The organism is Klebsiella sp. X13, from assembly GCF_003323835.1.
In the GTDB taxonomy this organism is placed as follows: domain Bacteria; phylum Pseudomonadota; class Gammaproteobacteria; order Enterobacterales; family Enterobacteriaceae; genus Klebsiella; species Klebsiella ornithinolytica.
The window spans coordinates 503,384-521,240 of sequence record NZ_CP030874.1 but is presented as its reverse complement, the minus strand read 5'-3'; the positions used below and the strand labels follow the sequence as shown (position 1 = coordinate 521,240).

14 protein-coding genes are annotated in these 17,857 nt (G+C 55.6%); 6 read left to right on the top strand and 8 right to left on the bottom strand.

Going from position 1 to position 17,857, the window contains the following annotated elements:
• Positions 1-34 precede the first annotated feature (34 nt).
• The 8 genes from tldD to csrD form a co-directional block, all read right to left on the bottom strand.
• Positions 35-1,480 carry a metalloprotease TldD gene (gene tldD / locus DSD31_RS02555; protein ID WP_032690544.1) on the bottom strand — a complete coding sequence of 482 codons (1,446 nt, stop codon included), beginning with the start codon at positions 1,478-1,480 and terminating at the stop codon, positions 35-37.
• An 88-nt stretch (positions 1,481-1,568) separates the two neighbouring features.
• Positions 1,569-5,369 carry an AsmA2 domain-containing protein YhdP gene (yhdP, locus tag DSD31_RS02550; RefSeq protein WP_113990815.1) on the bottom strand — a complete coding sequence of 1,267 codons (3,801 nt, stop codon included), beginning with the start codon at positions 5,367-5,369 and terminating at the stop codon, positions 1,569-1,571.
• Positions 5,370-5,496: 127 nt separating this feature from the next.
• Positions 5,497-6,966: a ribonuclease G gene (gene rng, locus DSD31_RS02545; protein ID WP_004868271.1), complete on the bottom strand. Its 1,470-nt coding sequence runs from the start codon at positions 6,964-6,966 to the stop codon at positions 5,497-5,499.
• 2 nt (positions 6,967-6,968) lie between these two features.
• Positions 6,969-7,550 carry a Maf family protein gene (locus DSD31_RS02540; RefSeq protein WP_004868273.1) on the bottom strand — a complete coding sequence of 194 codons (582 nt, stop codon included), beginning with the start codon at positions 7,548-7,550 and terminating at the stop codon, positions 6,969-6,971.
• Positions 7,551-7,557: 7 nt separating this feature from the next.
• Positions 7,558-8,046, bottom strand: a complete 489-nt coding sequence (mreD, locus tag DSD31_RS02535) for a rod shape-determining protein MreD (protein ID WP_004868276.1) — start codon at positions 8,044-8,046, stop codon at positions 7,558-7,560.
• Positions 8,046-9,038 (bottom strand): rod shape-determining protein MreC, encoded by a 993-nt coding sequence (gene mreC, locus DSD31_RS02530; RefSeq protein WP_004868280.1) that lies wholly within the window; start codon positions 9,036-9,038, stop codon positions 8,046-8,048. The genes mreD and mreC overlap by 1 nt, the downstream gene beginning before the upstream one ends.
• A gap of 70 nt (positions 9,039-9,108) precedes the next feature.
• Entirely contained in the window at positions 9,109-10,152 is a 1,044-nt protein-coding gene (mreB, locus tag DSD31_RS02525; RefSeq protein ID WP_002918653.1) for a rod shape-determining protein MreB, read from the bottom strand.
• Between the two features lie 304 nt (positions 10,153-10,456).
• On the bottom strand, positions 10,457-12,397 hold the full coding sequence (csrD, locus tag DSD31_RS02515) for an RNase E specificity factor CsrD (protein WP_015585638.1): 1,941 nt from the start codon (positions 12,395-12,397) through the stop codon (positions 10,457-10,459).
• A gap of 219 nt (positions 12,398-12,616) precedes the next feature.
• Here csrD and acuI point away from each other — a divergent pair, with 219 nt between their 5' ends.
• The 6 genes from acuI to accC all read left to right on the top strand — a co-directional run bounded on the left by acuI (position 12,617) and on the right by accC (position 17,805).
• Positions 12,617-13,591, top strand: coding sequence for an acrylyl-CoA reductase (NADPH) (gene acuI, locus DSD31_RS02510; protein ID WP_004868287.1), 975 nt, complete (start codon positions 12,617-12,619; stop codon positions 13,589-13,591).
• Between the two features lie 77 nt (positions 13,592-13,668).
• A complete protein-coding gene (gene msrP / locus DSD31_RS02505) occupies positions 13,669-14,670 on the top strand; it encodes a protein-methionine-sulfoxide reductase catalytic subunit MsrP (RefSeq protein WP_004868291.1) in 1,002 nt (333 codons plus the stop codon).
• Positions 14,670-15,269 carry a protein-methionine-sulfoxide reductase heme-binding subunit MsrQ gene (msrQ, locus tag DSD31_RS02500; protein ID WP_097357712.1) on the top strand — a complete coding sequence of 200 codons (600 nt, stop codon included), beginning with the start codon at positions 14,670-14,672 and terminating at the stop codon, positions 15,267-15,269. The genes msrP and msrQ overlap by 1 nt, the downstream gene beginning before the upstream one ends.
• A gap of 233 nt (positions 15,270-15,502) precedes the next feature.
• A complete protein-coding gene (gene aroQ / locus DSD31_RS02495; protein WP_004868300.1) occupies positions 15,503-15,955 on the top strand; it encodes a type II 3-dehydroquinate dehydratase in 453 nt (150 codons plus the stop codon).
• A gap of 22 nt (positions 15,956-15,977) precedes the next feature.
• Entirely contained in the window at positions 15,978-16,445 is a 468-nt protein-coding gene (gene accB / locus DSD31_RS02485; protein WP_004868302.1) for an acetyl-CoA carboxylase biotin carboxyl carrier protein, read from the top strand.
• Positions 16,446-16,455: 10 nt separating this feature from the next.
• Entirely contained in the window at positions 16,456-17,805 is a 1,350-nt protein-coding gene (accC, locus tag DSD31_RS02480; RefSeq protein ID WP_004868303.1) for an acetyl-CoA carboxylase biotin carboxylase subunit, read from the top strand.
• Positions 17,806-17,857: the final 52 nt, after the last annotated feature.

Sequence of the window (17,857 nt, the reverse complement as noted above, 5' to 3'; positions counted from 1 at the left end):
GCCTCCGCAAGATGCGGAAGCGCATTCAGAATACTCAGGCGGTTCCGCCAACGGTAAGATTATCGACTTTCAGCGTCGGTTGACCCACGCCTACCGGCACGCTCTGGCCCTCTTTACCGCACACGCCGACACCGCTATCCAGCTTCAGATCGTTACCGACCATGGAAATCTGCTGCATCGCTTCAATCCCGGAACCAATCAGGGTCGCCCCCTTCACTGCTTTCGTGACCTTCCCTTTTTCGATCAGGTAGGCTTCTGAAGTGGAGAACACAAACTTACCTGAGGTGATATCGACCTGACCGCCGCCAAAGTTCGGGGCATAGATACCGTAATCAACCGATTCAATAATTTCCTGCGGCGTCGATTTACCTGCCAGCATGTAGGTGTTGGTCATCCGCGGCATGGGCAGATGGGCGTATGACTCGCGGCGGCCGTTACCGGTCGGCGCAACGCCCATCAAACGCGCGTTGAGTTTGTCCTGCATATAGCCTTTCAGGATACCGTTCTCAATCAGCACGTTGTATTGGCCCGGCGTCCCTTCGTCATCAACGGCCAACGAGCCGCGGCGATTGGCAATGGTACCATCATCCACCACGGTGCACAGTTCGGAAGCCACCAGTTCACCCATATGGCCGCTGAACACCGAAGTACCGCGACGATTGAAATCGCCTTCCAGACCGTGTCCTACCGCTTCATGCAGCAACACGCCAGGCCAGCCGGCACCCAGCACCACCGGCAGCATGCCCGCCGGGGCGGCAACGGCAGATAAATTCACCAGCGCCATCCGCACCGCTTCTTTCGCCCAGGCATCGGCACGAACTTCACCGTCTTCGGCAGCCAGGAAATAGTCATAGCCAAAACGACCGCCGCCGCCGCTGGAGCCGCGTTCACGTTTACCGTCGTCTTCCACCAATACGCTGACCGACAGACGCACCAGCGGACGAACGTCCGCCGCTAAGGTCCCATCGGTCGCCGCGACCAGAATCAATTCATATACGCCGCTCAGGCTGGCGGACACTTCCTGCACGCGTTTATCAGCGGCGCGAGCCGCTTTATCGACGCGGCGCAGGATATCCAGTTTCTCTTCGCGGCTCATACTTTGCAGCGGATCGATACTGGTATACAGCGCGCTGTATTCTACCGCCCCCAGGGTACGCACTTTGCCGTCGCCGCTGTCGCGCACAATGGTACGCGCCGCCTGCGCGCTCTGTTCCAGCGCCAGCCGGCTGATTTGATCGGCATAAGCAAAACCCGTTTTCTCGCCGCTGACCGCACGAACGCCGACGCCCTGGTCAATGTTGTACGAACCATCTTTAATGATGCTGTCTTCCAGAACCCAGGATTCGTGATAGCTCGACTGAAAATAGAGATCGCCGTAATCCAGACGGCGCTCGGCCAACTGGCCAAGAATGGCAAAAAGATCCTGATGATTCAGGCCATTTGCTGACAGTAATTGTTCACTTACCAGGTTCAGACTCATCGTTATGCTACTCGTTTGTTGCCGCCGGTCAGGCGGAAATAAAAAACGCTATCCATTGAGAGTGCGGTAATTCCCCGCAATCGTCAAATCATTGCTTTTTGTCGCTGCGCGCCTGGCGCAGAACTTCATTGATCTGCGGCTGATCGATAGGGCCAGTGATGCGATAGCGCAGGATAGATACTTTGTTCCACAGCGGCCCCAGCACTTTACTGGCGGCAAATACCGCGGCGCCGACTATCGGGTTAATCACAAACGCTGTCGCAACACCGACGGTGGCCGAAATTTCCGGGGCCACGACGGCCTGCATATCCAGTCGGCGGCGTACCAGATCGACCGAGCCTTTCATAGCGATATCCGCCTCGAGGCCATCCACCAGCGTATCATCCGTATTCAGCACACCATCTTTAATCCATGCCGTGCTGTTGATCGAATCAAAATAGAAGCCTTCGCTGAAGGTATCGCTAAAGTCGAAACGCAGCTTCCGCAACAGCGCATCGACGCTCAGCAGACGCAACAGCTGCCCGGCATGACCGGTGCTGATGTCGGTAAATTCGCCTTTCCCGAGATGGCTTTTCAGCACCCCATTGAGCGATGCCACATCCGGCTGCCACGGCGGTGCGCGCCAGTGCAAATCGTAATCGACATCGAACGACGACCCTTTCACCGGCGTTGAAATACCGAAGAAGCTGGCAAAGGCATCCGTTTTATTCCCATGGAGTTTGCCTTTCAGCGACGTCCGCACGCCGCCCGGGGCGTTGACCCATACGCCGTCGGAAGTCAGACGGCCAAAACCGGTATCCACCAGCCCGTTAGCCAGCGTCAGGGTATCGCCTTTAATTGAGAAATCACCGTCGATGCGCCCGTATTTTTGCCCCCATAGCCAGCACTCTGCGCAGCGCAGCTGAAGATCCGGCCAACCGCGAAAATCAAGGCGCTTACTGGCAAGCGGGCTCGCCCCGCCGGACGTCTCACCGCTCTTCTGAGCGGCGGCCGGGTTGTAATACAGGTAGCGAATAGCGGCCTGCCAGGGAGCATTTTGCCGCATTGTCAAAGAGGCGTTAATTTCGCGCCCCTGGGCTTCAACCTTCGAGCCACCGGCATCCGGTTGGCTCACCAGGCTCACGTTGTTCCAGCTTTGGCCAGCAAATGTCAGCGACGGCGTACGCAACGTTATACGTTCCGGGAAGAGAACATTGCTGCTGACCTCATTGACTGCGCCGCCCTGGAAAAGCGCCAGCCACTCCGCGCCATCCATCGGCGGCATATTCAGCTCAACGCCGGCCTGATCCGGCAGTGGAGAAATGGCTTTGCTATCAGAGGTTAAAATCGCCCGATCCAGCGTCAGCTTACGGCTCAGCAACCAGCGGCTGTTGAAATGATTTTTCGCACCAATCGCGCCGGTCAGCTCGAAGCTGTTTAACCCGCCAGCAACATTAATTTTCACCGGCAGCGGCTCCCCCGCTTTTTTATCGACCGGAGAAGGTAAGTCGCTGCTTACGTTTTTCAGATCGCCGTTGATATCAACCTTATAGCTCGCATTCCCATGGTACGGCAGCTCAATGGCCACCTTACCGTCCCACGGCACGCTACCGCTCACGGCATCATTGACCGCTTTTGGCAGCAGACCGGTATGCGACGGCTGCCAGCTGGCGTTCATTCCAACGTTGACCAGGAAGGCCTTAGCTCCCTCGGTGGTGGAAAAATCGAGATTCAGCGGCTGATTAAACCAGCTGGCTTTCAGGGTCTCGCTTTTCAGATCGCCATTTGTAAAGCTGAACTTACCGGTCAGATCCTTCAGCGTCGTATCAATCGGTTTGATAAACAGGCTGTTATTCACCAGATTGACATCGCCTTTGGCGGTGGTCAGCTCGCCATCCAGCGGAATATCAAGATGTAAGCGAGCGCTCACATTCCCATCCAGCTGGAGCTCATCCAGTGCCGAACCCAGCGTCTCTTTCAGCGGCGTCTCTTTAAAATAGGGGCCGACATCTTTCCCCGGACCGTTGATATCGGCATCAATAAGCAGTTTTTCCCGCGAATAATCAGGGATAACCGCATCAAGGTTGCTGGCGGTGACGTTACCCAGCATGACCTTATCAGCCTTCATCCACAAACCGTTATTGATAAAGTCGAGGTTGATATCCAGCCCGGTTAATGCCGGCCAGTCCGGTTGAAAGGCAAAAGTGGCGTTGGTTAATGGCACAGAAACCTGGAACTGGCCTTCGTTATGCAGATAGGGGAACAGGTGCGGATTACCGCCGTAAACCAGGGTCGCGTTGGTTGACTGCCCGCCTTTTATCGCGCCGCTGAGATAATCCACCAGCTCTTTGCCCATCAGGTTTTCCGGGAAATAGCGCCATGCCTGACCGCCGTCATTGGTGCTGATCCCCGCCAGAATTCCCAGCCACGGCTCATCATCCTGCGGCTGTAAATAGCGGAATCCTCCCCGCGCACGTACACCGGTCGCCTGCACGTCAATGTTGCGCCCGTCGAGCATAAATCCTTTGTCATTCTTCACCCAGCTAAGGGTGGCATCGCCTTTGGCGATTTCCAGCGGGGCGCGGAAGACCGTGGCATAAGGCATTTTAGCCTCGCTCATACTGGCCTGCAGCGAGCCGTTTTCCACGCTTCCGGCAACGCTACCGGAGAAATGCTCAGCCCCTGGCAGCAGCTTCCACTGCTTCCAGGAGAGGTCGCTCCAGCTTGCCTGAAAACGGGACTTCTCCGCCGCCTGCAGCGGGATATCCAGCGCCAGCAGATCGATTTTGCCGGCAGGTTGCGTGGTGCGCCAGACCTCGCCCAGCTCAGGAGCCAGCTTATCGGCGATCGGTTGCAGCCCGGTCAGGCCAGTGAGATCGAGATTACTGGCGCGGACACGCAGCTCATCGCTGCGCGCGTGGTTATCGCCGCCAACATCCTGGGCCGGGATCCACGCCATCGCCAGCGCGCCGCGCGGCCAGGCTTTGCCATCGATCGAGATACGGGTATCCGGGATGTCGAAGCCCCAGCCCTGCTTCTCGCGGAAGATATGGGCCGTCAGATTATCCACCGTCAATCGATGAGGCTGACCGTCCCCCTGCCAGCTGGCGCCGCCCTTCTTCAACCAGACGTCGCCGCTGGCGATATCGCCTTTGTCGATGGTCATCCAGCCTTCGAGGCTAAAGCGCGCATTTTGCAATGCAATATTGTCCTGCATCCAGCGCCCCAGCCACGGCTTCACGTCAATATCGTCCGCCTGCAGCCATACGCGCCCTTTATTCAGCAGGCCATTTTCATCACGCAGATCCATGCGTACCTGCATCACCCCATGCTGGCCGTTCAGACTGGAGAGACTCAGTTGCCCTTCTGCACGATGGCGGTTATTGGTGTTCAGCCAGGTGAGCTGCGGAACAGCTAATTCCGCGCGTTGTCCGGAAATGGTCACGAAACTCAAATGGCTATCGCGGAGAATAAAGTGGTCGAACTGGCGCAGGAAAAGATCGCCGATATGGTCGGTTTTCAGGCTATCGCCGCCATCATTGGTCTGGATGGGCGAATTGGTATGGATTTTCAACTGCCAAAAGGTGAGGTCGCGGAACTGCCAGCGCATGTGCAGCAGACTTTGCCAGACATCCAGCGCCAGAGTGACCCGTTTAACAGAGAGCTGACCGCCGTCTTTCAGACCCGCGGAGACATCGCGCACGTCAAGCGTCGGACCAAAATTTTCCCAGCGGGCCGTGAGCTGTGAAGCATTGACCGGCGAGCCTGAAATCGCAGAGATTTTCTCCAGCAGCTGCGGGCGCCATGCGTCCAGCTGCGGCAGAACGAGACGCAGGCCGCTCACCAGCAGTGCGACGACAACTGTCAATGTTGCCGCGGTGAGCAATAATATCCCGGGCAGTCGCCTCACGCCTCTCTCCTTGTCAGACTTTTACACGTCATCTGTCTCTTTGCCTCCGCGTCGGCGGCGTTGACTTCCGGGATAAGGCGTCGTTTAGCCATGCTCCCGGGCGCCAGAACAGAGGCAAACCAGATGATTACATCATAACGACATCGAACTGCTCTTGATTATAGAGCGGTTCAATTTGTACTTTGACCTGTTTGCCGACAAAGATTTCGACTTCCGCCAGCGCGTGCGACTCTTCCCCTTTCAGGGTTTCCGCAACCGCAGGAGAAGCATAGACCAAGAAACGATCGGAATCGTAGGCATGATGCACACGTACAATCTCACGCATGATTTCATAGCACACCGTTTCCACCGATTTCACCGTACCGCGTCCGTGGCAGGTAGGGCAATCCTTACACAGCACGTGCTCAACGCTTTCACGAGTCCGCTTACGGGTCATTTCTACCAGACCAAGCTGGGAGAAGCCGTTAATACTGGTTTTGACCCGGTCTTTACTCAACGCCTGTTCCAGTGAATGCAACACCCGGCGGCGGTGATCTTCATTATTCATATCAATGAAATCAATAATGATAATCCCCCCCAAATTGCGCAGACGCAGCTGGCGGGCAATCGCCTGAGTCGCCTCAATATTGGTATTAAAAATGGTATCGTCGAGATTGCGATGACCGACAAATGCCCCGGTATTGATATCCACGGTGGTCATCGCTTCGGTTTGATCGATAACCAGATAGCCGCCGGATTTCAGCTCCACCTTACGCTCCAGCGCGCGCTGAATTTCGTTCTCCACGTCAAAGAGATCGAAAATCGGCTGACGGCCGCTGTAATGCTCCAGCTTGCTGGTCATTTCCGGCATATATTCGGCGGTAAACTCCACCAGCGATTCATACGTCAGGCGGGAGTCGACGCGAATACGGTCCAGATGCTCATCGGCAAAATCGCGCAGCACGCGCTGAGCCAGCGCCAGTTCACCGTACAGCTGATAACGGGTCTGCTGCCGTTTTTTGCGCTCCATGACCTTAGTCCATACGCGCTTGAGGTAAGCCGCATCGGCTGCTAACTCCTGTTCATGCACCCCTTCCGCGGCGGTACGGATGATAAAACCGCCCTGCTCATCGCAGTACTCGGCCACCACCTTCTTTAACCGCTCGCGTTCAGCTTCACTCTCGATACGCTGTGACACGCCGACGTGAGAAGCTCCCGGCATAAAGACCAGATAGCGGGAAGGCAGCGTAATGTCCGTCGTCAGGCGGGCGCCTTTCGTGCCGAGCGGATCTTTCACCACCTGAACCATCAGGTCCTGGCCCTGACGAACCAGTTCGGAAATATCGCGCACCGTAAACTGCTTTTGTTCTTCCCCGGCGACGCATTCGGTATGCGGCATAATATCTGACGCATGCAGAAATGCGGCCTTGTCCAGACCAATATCTACAAAAGCCGCCTGCATCCCCGGCAGTACACGACTGACACGACCTTTGTAGATATTGCCTACGATTCCGCGCCGCGCTTCACGCTCAATATGAATTTCCTGAAGAATACCGCCATCAATGTACGCAACGCGCGTCTCCGATGGCGTTACGTTAACTAATAGTTCTGCCGTCATCTTTATCCCTTTTCTTCACGCAGTGAGTTAAAGTTACTCAGCAACTCATACGTTTCTACCAGCGGTAAGCCGACCACGGCGTGATAGCTGCCATTAATCTTCCTGACGAAACAGCCACCCAACCCTTGAATACCGTATGCACCTGCTTTGTCCAGAGGTTCTCCGCTGGCCACATAGCTGGCAATATCCTGTTCTGAAAGCAGGCGGAAGGTGACTTCCGTCACCACCAGGCAATCCAGCGTCAGCTGCTTATCCGCCAGCGCCACGGCCGTCATGACCTGATGCGTCTTACCGGAGAGCATGCGCAGCATCTCGGCGGCGTGAGCGGCATCGCGCGGTTTTTCCAGCACTTCGCCGTTCAGGATAACAATGGTATCCGCCCCCAGCACCGGCAGATCGCGCGACGCCAGTGCGACCCCCGCCTGCGCTTTTTCACGCGCCAGACGCGCAACATAGTGCCCGGCGCTCTCCTGCGGCAAGCGTCGTTCTTCAATACCGGGAACCAGACGTTCAAAAGATAGCCCCAGCTGCGTCAGCAGTTCCTGCCGACGCGGAGAGCCTGAAGCGAGATACAGAGTCGTCATATCAACCTTATTGCACCGCAAATTGCTGACGGACTTTCCGCATCAGCAGGAATAACCATGGCCAGAGCACGCCGTTTACTACACTACTCCAGAACACTTCCGGACGGAAAGAGACGTTGATCACTAAAAACTCTGCCCAGAAAACAACGATATCCACAGCAAGGGATAGCATCATCACCACCAGCGCCTGCTGCCAGAGCGCCAGGTTGCGAAACAGCTGATATTTCAGCGCCACCAGATAAGCGATGATACTTAACGATAGCGCGCGAACGCCCAGTGTCGACCCACTGATAAGATCGAGGATAGCCCCCATGACGAAACCGGTGCCTACGTTAACCCGATGCGGTAAGGCGAGGATCCAGTAAAGCAGGATCAGGAACACCCAGTTTGGCCGGAAGACGGTCAGATCCGCCGGCCAGGGCATGACCTGCAGCAATAGTGCGATAAGAAACGAGAGCCAGATAACCCAGCGTCCCTGGCTTCGATAACTTGCCACTATTGCCCCCCTGCAGGCAGAGGTTGCGAAGGCGGCGTTATGCCGGTTGCCGGCGCAGGCATTTGCGGCCCCATGGCATCCGGTGCCGGCAGAACCTGCGGCATCATCTGCATCAGACGCTCATTGGCGACGCGGTGCACCTCTTCCGGCGTCATCGGGTTGGCCCCGTTACGATCGGCTCCCCACAGCAGCAGGAGATAGCGCAGACGCTGCAGACCCGCCGTTGGGCGCGCCTGAATGACCGTATACGCACGCTGCGTGTCGAGCTTCACCGAGGAGACCACGCCAACCGGATAGCCCTCAGGGAAGCGGCCACCGAGACCGGAGGTCACCAGCACATCGCCGACGCGAATATCGGTGTTCGCCGGCAGGTGCTCCAGCTGCAAATCGTCAGTGCATCCGTTACCTGCCGCAATCACGCGAATATCATTGCGCAGAACCTGAATCGGCAACGCATGCGTCGCGTCGCAGATGAGCAGCACGCGGCTGGTTAACTTCGCCACCGCGACGACCTGACCCACAACGCCTTTGTCGCTGATCACCGGCTGGCCTTCGTAAACGCCGTTAACGCTGCCCTTATCGATGACAACCTGATCGCTATAAGGATCGTTAACCGTAGAGATGACCTGAGTCACCATTTTTTGCTCATCCTGGCGCAGCGGCGAGCCCAGCAGCTCGCGCAGACGCGCGTTCTCCTGTTTGTACTGACCCAGCATCAGCAAATCGCTGTTCTTCAGCAGCAGTTCCTGACGCAGCGCGCGGTTTTCCAGTTCGAGCTGATCGCGGGTTGCCAGCGTTTGCGATACGCTATCCAGCAATTCCCGGGGACCATTTGAGATAAAGTAGAAAGGGCTGACGGCAGTGTCCATGTACGTTCTAATCTGACTGAACGTACCCAGGCGGCTGTCGGCGATAATCACGCCAAGCGCCACCAAAACCGCCAGGATAAGGCGAATCTGTAGCGACGGGCCACGGCTAAAAATTGGCTTCATAGGCTATGCGTATTCTCGTGTCAGTTAAGACCAAGGGTAGCTTTTGAGGCTACCCTGGACCTTCGGCTGACTACTCTTCGCTGAACAAGTCGCCGCCGTGCATGTCGATCATTTCCAGCGCTTTACCGCCGCCACGTGCGACGCAAGTCAGTGGATCTTCTGCAACTACGACAGGAATACCTGTCTCTTCCATCAACAGACGGTCGAGGTTGCGCAGCAGGGCGCCACCGCCAGTCAGAACCATACCACGCTCGGAGATATCGGAAGCCAGCTCCGGCGGACACTGTTCCAGCGCGACCATGACCGCGCTGACAATACCGGTCAGCGGTTCCTGCAGCGCTTCGAGAATTTCGTTCGAGTTCAGGGTAAAGCCGCGCGGCACGCCTTCTGCCAGGTTACGGCCGCGAACTTCGATTTCACGCACTTCATCGCCCGGATACGCCGAACCGATTTCATGCTTGATACGTTCAGCCGTCGCTTCACCGATCAGAGATCCGTAGTTACGACGCACATAATTAATCACGGCTTCATCGAAACGGTCACCACCAATACGAACGGAAGAGGAGTAAACCACGCCGTTCAGGGAGATAACCGCCACTTCTGTGGTACCGCCACCAATATCCACCACCATAGAACCGGTCGCTTCAGAAACCGGTAAGCCCGCGCCAATCGCAGCCGCCATCGGCTCTTCAATCAGGAAGACTTCACGAGCGCCAGCGCCCTGAGCAGATTCACGAATCGCACGACGCTCAACCTGGGTTGCACCGACCGGTACGCACACCAGAACACGCGGGCTTGGACGCATGAAGCTATTGCTATGCACCTGTTTGATAAAGTGTTGGAGCATTTTTTCGGTGACGAAGAAGTCGGCGATAACGCCGTCTTTCATCGGGCGAATCGCCGCGATGTTGCCCGGTGTACGCCCGAGCATCTGCTTCGCTTCATGACCAACTGCAGCGACGCTTTTCGGCGAGCCGGCACGATCCTGACGAATGGCCACAACGGAAGGCTCATTCAATACGATGCCTTGTCCTTTTACATAAATCAGGGTATTCGCAGTACCCAGGTCAATGGACAGGTCATTGGAAAACATGCCACGAAATTTTTTTAACATACTAAGGGATAATCCTGAAAGCTGGGGCGGAAAACAAAATCCGCTTACTTTACCAACCACACGCAGCAGCGACAAGGCGCAAAAATCATCTGCTACGGTGAAAATTAGTGCAGCGCATTTCCTTCGTTACAAATTTACCGGGTCCATTCAGTGGCGAAATCATCAACAGCGCTCCGCGCCTGAATCTGTAACCCGTCAAAGGTCATTTACTGGCATTTACATTGCGATAATCCGGCAGGTAGACAAGCACACCCCCTTCACTATGGCGCGCGTTATTCTACGTGAAATCACGCTAAACGGCAGATCAAACCGAGTATCTTTGCGAATATTTTTTCACATTTGTGTCAAGTGGCTGTGAGGCGGCAAAAAATTCCCCCTGACCACCCGTGACACCGCACTGAGACAGCACCTGCCACTCACTGCGACTGCGAACGCCGGTTGCAAAAACCTGGACCGGCATGCCCTTACAGGCCTCCACCAGGCTCTGAACCAGCAGCTGGTTCTCACTGCGCTTTTCGATATTGCGCGACAGCCCCTGGTGCAGCTTAATCACTTCGACATCCAACTGCTTGATCCAACTGGTTCCAACCAGCGTTAATCCGGCCTGCACGACGGCGACACGAATACCCAGAGCATTGACCAGGCGCATTACCGGTTGTAAGCGGCCGATATATTGACAAACATCTGCCTCTGCAAGTTCAAAAATAATCCGTCGACGTTGCGATTTTTCACTCTGCATCAAGGTATCACGCAGCCAGCGCTGAAATCTCGGCCGGATCAATGACTCCACCGTCACCTGCAGCGCGAGGTTTTCCTCCGGCCAAAAACTTAAAAATGGCAGTAACCGCGTGATCTGCAGGCGGTCGTACTCTTCCGCCAGACCAAATTGTTGCACCATTGGCATATATTCTGCCGCGATCACCTCTTCCTTTCCGTCATACAACCGCGACATCAGTTCACGATGATGGACGCGTCCATCGCGGGTAACGGCCGGCTTCTGGTACAGTCGCGGCCCGCCGCGGCTGAGCATTTGTTCAATCAGCGTACGCCAGCGGACGTTACCGCGTCCTTTCTCCGGTAACGAGTCATCGTAGACGGCCCAGCTATTGCTGCCCTGTAGCACCGCATTGCGCGTCGCAGCCTCGGCGCGTTCCATCACCTGGGCCGTTGTCTGCCCGCTGCGGAAAGCGCAAAGACCGATGTGCATCATGTCATCGCGGTCAAGAATCCGCGTCGGCGGCAGCGCATCCACCGCTTTTAACAGCAACCCGGCGATGCTATCGGCCTCTTTTAAGGTACGGTGAGGAAGGAGTACGGCAAAATCACTGCGGTGGTAGCGCGCCAGCAGCGCCCCGGGATAGCGCATAATAAAAGTCGACAGCAGGTTGATGAGCGTGAAGTAGTGTTCTTCGGCAGCGGCTCGTCCCCAGTTATCACGTAGCAGATCGAACTCCGGCAGGCGAATCATCATCACGATACCGTGCGAACCCACTTTTTCCTGATCTTCCAGCAGAGTTGCCAGCTGATTATCAAAGAACAGACGATTATTCAGCCCGGTTTTCGAGTCTTGTGCAGCATAAGAACGAATCAGCGTATCCATACGACTACGCTGATCGCTGGCAAACTGCAGTTCGGAAAGCAGCATATCCAGCGCGCTGCTGGTGCTGGCCGGCCACTCATGTACCGACCCTCGAACCTGCGGCCCGCGTTCGCCACTGAGGATTCGCGCAGCGCGCACCTCCAGCAGCTCCTGGCCTGCAAGCTGACGGCGAATCCAGCGTACGGAGAAAAAGATAACCAGAACCATCAGACCGATAGCTATCGATAAGGGCCCGGTGATGTGCAGCGAGCGGAAATAATTCACCATCGGGTCGAGGTAGACCACGTGAATCGTCATACCGGGATGTTTTAACGACGGTACCGTTATTTCACGATACTGATTCTTACTCCCCGGCGGACGATAGCTGTCGCTACGCGAGTGACCGTACACCGGCTTGCCGTTAAGCAGAAAATCGACCTGCACAATCTCCACCGGCGTCATCAGCTCATCCATTTGCGGTTCGAGCTTATCGAACGAGGATGAGATCAGGCGGTTATCCAGCATCGTCGCCACGGCCTGGACGCGATTCTCCATCTTCAGCTGGATACCGTTATAAAAACTCAGCGAAGCACCGATGAGCGTGACAAAGATGGTCAGGCTGGTAAGCAGCGTGACAAATGCTGAGAACTTCGTCGTTAATCGCATCCCTGTGTTAACTCCGCGAGTGAATGACCGCCCGATAGATTTTCAGGCTCGTGTACTGGCGCTTTACCTAAAGTAAGCACTAACTTTCTAAAGCGCGAGGCATACTATCAAAGCTGGCGTTTCTGGCAATTTATTGCGTTATATCGGCGTAATAATGTCGATAGCGAGTATAGTCTGCAGAAAAATTTTTCCAATCTTTGTACAAATAAGGACCCGCATATGCAGGCTTTAATATTAGAACAGCAGGATGGTAAAACAATCTCTTCGGTGCAAACCATCGACGCCGACCAGCTGCCGCCGGGCGATGTCACCGTCGATATTCACTGGTCGAGCCTTAACTATAAAGATGCGCTGGCGATCACCGGCAAGGGAAAAATCATCCGCAACTTTCCGATGATTCCTGGCATCGATTTCGCCGGTAGCGTTCACTCAAGCGAAGATCCGCGCTTCCACAGCGGCCAGAAAGTGCTGCTGACCGGCTGGGGCGTCGGTGAAAACCACTGGGGTGGTCTGGCCGAGCGTGCGCGCGTGAAAGGCGACTGGCTGGTCGCAATGCCGGAAGGTCTTGATGGCCGTAAAGCGATGGCGATCGGTACCGCCGGCTTCACCGCAATGCTGTGCGTCATGGCGTTGGAAGATGCCGGTATCCGTCCGCAGGATGGTGAAATCATTGTCACCGGCGCCAGCGGCGGCGTCGGCAGTACCGCCATTGCGCTGCTGCATCAGCTCGGCTATTCGGTCGTCGCAGTCTCTGGCCGCGAAAGCACCCATGAATATCTGAAAAGCCTCGGCGCGCAGCGCATTCTCGGTCGCGAAGAGTTTGCCGAAACCCGTCCGCTGGAAAAACAGCTGTGGGCTGGCGCGATCGATACCGTCGGGGACAAGGTGCTGGCGAAAGTGCTGGCGCAGATGAACTATGGCGGCTGCGTCGCCGCCTGTGGTCTGGCCGGAGGCTTTGCGCTGCCGACGACGGTAATGCCGTTTATTCTGCGCAATGTTCGCCTGCAGGGCGTCGATTCCGTCATGACGCCGCCCGCGCGTCGCGCTGAAGCCTGGCAACGTCTGGTGCGTGACCTGCCGGAATCCTTCTATTCAGCGAGCGCCACGGAAATTACCCTCGCAGAGGCCCCGGCATTCGCCGCTAAGATCATGAACAATCAGATCCAGGGGCGGACGCTGGTGAAGATCGCCTAATCTGCAATTTTTCGTGACATATTCGCGATAAATCGCCGCCTCCGTCATGCTTAGAAAAAAGCATGTCGGAGGATGTCATGAAACCTAAAAAACTCACGGAAGCCGATGTCACGGCAGAATCCGTATTTATGCTGCAGCGCCGCCAGGTGCTGAAGTCACTCGGGATCACCGCAACGGCCCTTTCTCTTTCCCCCACGGCGCGGGCCGATCTCCTGGACTGGTTTAAAGGTCACGACCGCCCGCCGGCCCCGGCAGGTAAAGCCCTGACGTTCAATAAACCCGCGGAGTGGCAAAGCTCGCTCACGCTGACGCCGGAAGATAAAGTCACCGGCTATAACAACTTCTATGAATTTGGTCTTGATAAAGCAGACCCCGCGGCCAATGCCGGCAGCCTGCGTACCGATCCCTGGACCCTCACGATTGGCGGAGAGGTGGCCAAACCGCTGACGCTTGATCATGACGATCTGACCCGGCGCTTTCCGCTAGAAGAGCGTATTTACCGGATGCGCTGCGTGGAAGCCTGGTCAATGGTGGTGCCCTGGGTCGGCTTCCCGCTACATAAACTGCTGGCGTTGGTTGAACCCACCAGCAACGCCCGTTTTGTCGCATTTAAAACCCTCTACGCACCGGATCAAATGCCGGGGCAAAAAGATCGCTTTATCGGCGGGGGACTGGCTTATCCTTATGTAGAGGGTCTGCGGCTGGATGAAGCCATGCACCCTCTGACGCTGCTGAGTGTCGGCGTTTACGGTAAAGCGCTGCCGCCGCAAAATGGCGCCCCTGTCCGGCTGACCGTCCCATGGAAATACGGTTTTAAAGGTATTAAATCCATCGTCAGTATCGAGCTGACGCGCGAGCAGCCCCCCACCACCTGGAATCTCGCCGGGCCGCAAGAATATGGCTTCTACGCTAACGTCAATCCGCACGTCGATCATCCGCGCTGGTCGCAGGCTACAGAGCGTGTTATCGGCTCTGGCGGCGTACTTGATGTTAAGCGCCAGCCGACGCTGTTATTTAACGGCTATGCTGACGAGGTGGCATCGCTCTATCGGGGACTGAATCTGCGGGAGTATTACTAGTGCGTCTGAGCGTAAAACAGATTACCTGGCTGAAGGTGGCCCTCCATCTGGCCGGCCTCTTGCCCTTTATCTGGCTCTTCTGGGCCGGACAACAGGGCTACTTTAGCGCCGATCCGGCAAAAGATATCCAGCATTTTACCGGTAGGATGGCTCTTAAATTTTTGCTTGCGACCTTGCTCGTCTCACCGCTCGCGCGCTACGCTAAACAACCTTTGTTGATTCGTACCCGGCGTTTACTCGGGTTGTGGTGCTTTGCCTGGGCAACGCTGCATCTCACCAGCTACACGCTGCTGGAGTTAGGTATCAACAATCTGGCGCTGCTGGGTTCGGAGTTAGTCAGCAGACCTTACCTGACTTTGGGTTTTATCAGCTGGTTGATTTTGCTGGCGCTGGCCGCCACTTCAACACAAGCGCTGCAGAGAAAACTGGGTCGCCGATGGCAAACTTTGCACAACTTCGTCTATCTGGTGGCAATCCTTGCTCCCATTCACTACCTGTGGTCGGTGAAGATTTTATCCCCGCAGCCGGTGATTTATGCCGTGCTGGCCGCGTTGCTTTTAGCATGGCGTTACAAGAAGTTCCGTCAGTGGTGGCGATAATCATCGGATATGTGCAGTTTCCCGCAGATCTTTTATCAACCGCGATGCTTTGAACGATAGCGGTTGATAATCTTCCCTGATAAGACCAGTATTTAGCTGCCAAATGCTACGAAATCGTTATAATGTGCGACTTTGGTTTTCCTGACGGGGTTTTCGAGCCCTGAAAAGGTGACAAGCGCGCTTCGAAGGTATATTTTGTTTTTTACCCGAGAATGGCAGGAGATAGCCACACAATGGCTGACAAGTTTCGCATTTTGCTTTTAAACGGACCCAACCTTAACATGCTCGGCACCCGTGAGCCTGAGAAGTATGGCACCCTTAAGCTTTCTGAGATTGTTAACCGTCTGGAATCAGAAGCTTCGGCTCTGAACGTGGCGCTGGATCACCTGCAGTCCAATGCGGAGTTCGCGCTAATCGACCGAATTCATCAGGCTAAAGACACTGTGGACTATATCCTGATTAATCCGGCCGCGTTTACGCACACCAGCGTGGCTATCCGCGATGCATTGCTTGCGGTCAGTATCCCGTTTATCGAGATTCACCTGAGCAACGTACATGCACGCGAACCGTTCCGTCACCACTCCTATCTGTCGGATATCGCCTCGGGCGTCATCTGCGGACTCGGTGCGGACGGCTATTCATACGCTTTACAGACGGCGGTAAAACGCCTGTCACAATCACACTAAACAAAGAGTACGGAACCCACTCATGGATATTCGTAAGATTAAAAAGCTGATCGAGCTGGTTGAAGAATCAGGCATCTCCGAACTGGAAATTTCTGAAGGCGAAGAGTCTGTACGCATCAGCCGTGCCGCGCCAAATGCGGGCTACCCGGTCATGCAGCAGGCTTATGCCGCGCCGATGATGCAGGCTCAGGCACCGGTTGCAGCAGCACCGGCCGCTGCCGCTCAGGCAGACGCGCCGGCGAAAGCAGAAATCAGCGGTCACATCGTACGTTCCCCGATGGTCGGTACTTTCTACCGCACCCCGAGCCCGGACGCAAAAGCGTTCGTGGAAGTCGGTCAGAAAGTTAACGTGGGCGACACCCTGTGCATCGTAGAAGCGATGAAAATGATGAACCAGATCGAAGCCGATAAATCCGGCGTGGTGAAAGCCATTCTGATCGAAAGCGGCCAACCGGTAGAATTTGATGAGCCGCTGGTAGTCATCGAGTAACGAGGCGAACATGCTGGATAAAATTGTTATCGCTAACCGAGGCGAGATTGCACTGCGTATCCTGCGTGCCTGTAAAGAACTGGGCATCAAGACCGTCGCTGTGCACTCCACTGCGGATCGCGATCTAAAACACGTACTGTTAGCGGATGAGACGGTCTGTATTGGCCCGGCTCCGTCCGTAAAAAGCTATCTGAATATCCCGGCAATCATCAGCGCAGCGGAAATTACCGGCGCGGTGGCCATCCATCCGGGTTATGGCTTCCTGTCCGAAAACGCCAACTTTGCTGAGCAGGTTGAACGTTCAGGCTTCATCTTCATCGGCCCGAAAGCCGACACCATTCGTCTGATGGGCGATAAAGTGTCTGCGATCACCGCGATGAAGAAAGCGGGCGTACCGACCGTTCCGGGGTCTGACGGCCCGCTGGGCGACGATATGGATGCGAACCGCGCTCATGCAAAACGCATCGGCTATCCGGTTATCATCAAAGCCTCCGGCGGCGGCGGCGGACGCGGTATGCGCGTTGTACGCAGCGATGCTGAACTGGCCCAGTCCATCTCCATGACCAAAGCTGAAGCAAAAGCTGCATTCAGCAACGACATGGTATATATGGAAAAATACCTGGAAAATCCGCGTCACATCGAGATCCAGGTACTGGCTGACGGCCAGGGCAACGCTATCTATCTGGCGGAACGCGACTGCTCCATGCAGCGTCGTCACCAGAAAGTGGTCGAAGAAGCGCCGGCGCCGGGCATTACCCCGGAACTGCGTCGCTACATCGGCGAACGCTGCTCTAAAGCGTGTGTCGACATCGGCTATCGCGGCGCAGGCACCTTTGAGTTCCTGTTTGAAAACGGTGAGTTCTACTTCATTGAAATGAACACCCGTATTCAGGTTGAACATCCGGTCACCGAAATGATTACCGGCGTTGACCTGATCAAGGAACAGCTGCGTATCGCGGCTGGCCAGCCGCTGTCCATCAAGCAAGAAGAAGTCCAGGTTCGTGGCCATGCGGTGGAATGCCGTATCAACGCCGAAGACCCGAACACCTTCCTGCCGAGTCCGGGTAAAATTACCCGCTTCCACGCGCCAGGCGGTTTCGGCGTACGTTGGGAGTCTCATATCTACGCAGGCTACACCGTACCTCCGTACTATGACTCAATGATTGGTAAGCTGATTTGTTACGGCGAAAACCGTGATGTCGCGATTTCTCGCATGAAAAATGCGCTGCAGGAGCTGATCATCGACGGCATCAAAACCAACGTCGATCTGCAGATTCGCATTATGAATGACGAGCATTTCCAGCATGGTGGAACCAACATCCACTATCTGGAGAAAAAACTCGGCTTACAGGAAAAATAATCCTGTATTCGCAGCAAAAGGCCGGATTATCCGGCCTTTTTTCTTTTTCTCT

Coding starts and splice junctions, on each gene's coding strand:
- acuI (WP_004868287.1), top strand. CDS start 12,617: ATGCAGGCTTTAATATTAGAACAGCAGGATGGTAAAACAATCTCTTCG.
- accC (WP_004868303.1), top strand. CDS start 16,456: ATGCTGGATAAAATTGTTATCGCTAACCGAGGCGAGATTGCACTGCGT.
- tldD (WP_032690544.1), bottom strand. CDS start 1,480: ATGAGTCTGAACCTGGTAAGTGAACAATTACTGTCAGCAAATGGCCTG.
- accB (WP_004868302.1), top strand. CDS start 15,978: ATGGATATTCGTAAGATTAAAAAGCTGATCGAGCTGGTTGAAGAATCA.
- aroQ (WP_004868300.1), top strand. CDS start 15,503: ATGGCTGACAAGTTTCGCATTTTGCTTTTAAACGGACCCAACCTTAAC.
- mreC (WP_004868280.1), bottom strand. CDS start 9,038: ATGAAGCCAATTTTTAGCCGTGGCCCGTCGCTACAGATTCGCCTTATC.
- mreB (WP_002918653.1), bottom strand. CDS start 10,152: ATGTTAAAAAAATTTCGTGGCATGTTTTCCAATGACCTGTCCATTGAC.
- rng (WP_004868271.1), bottom strand. CDS start 6,966: ATGACGGCAGAACTATTAGTTAACGTAACGCCATCGGAGACGCGCGTT.
- DSD31_RS02540 (WP_004868273.1), bottom strand. CDS start 7,550: ATGACGACTCTGTATCTCGCTTCAGGCTCTCCGCGTCGGCAGGAACTG.
- csrD (WP_015585638.1), bottom strand. CDS start 12,397: ATGCGATTAACGACGAAGTTCTCAGCATTTGTCACGCTGCTTACCAGC.
- msrP (WP_004868291.1), top strand. CDS start 13,669: ATGAAACCTAAAAAACTCACGGAAGCCGATGTCACGGCAGAATCCGTA.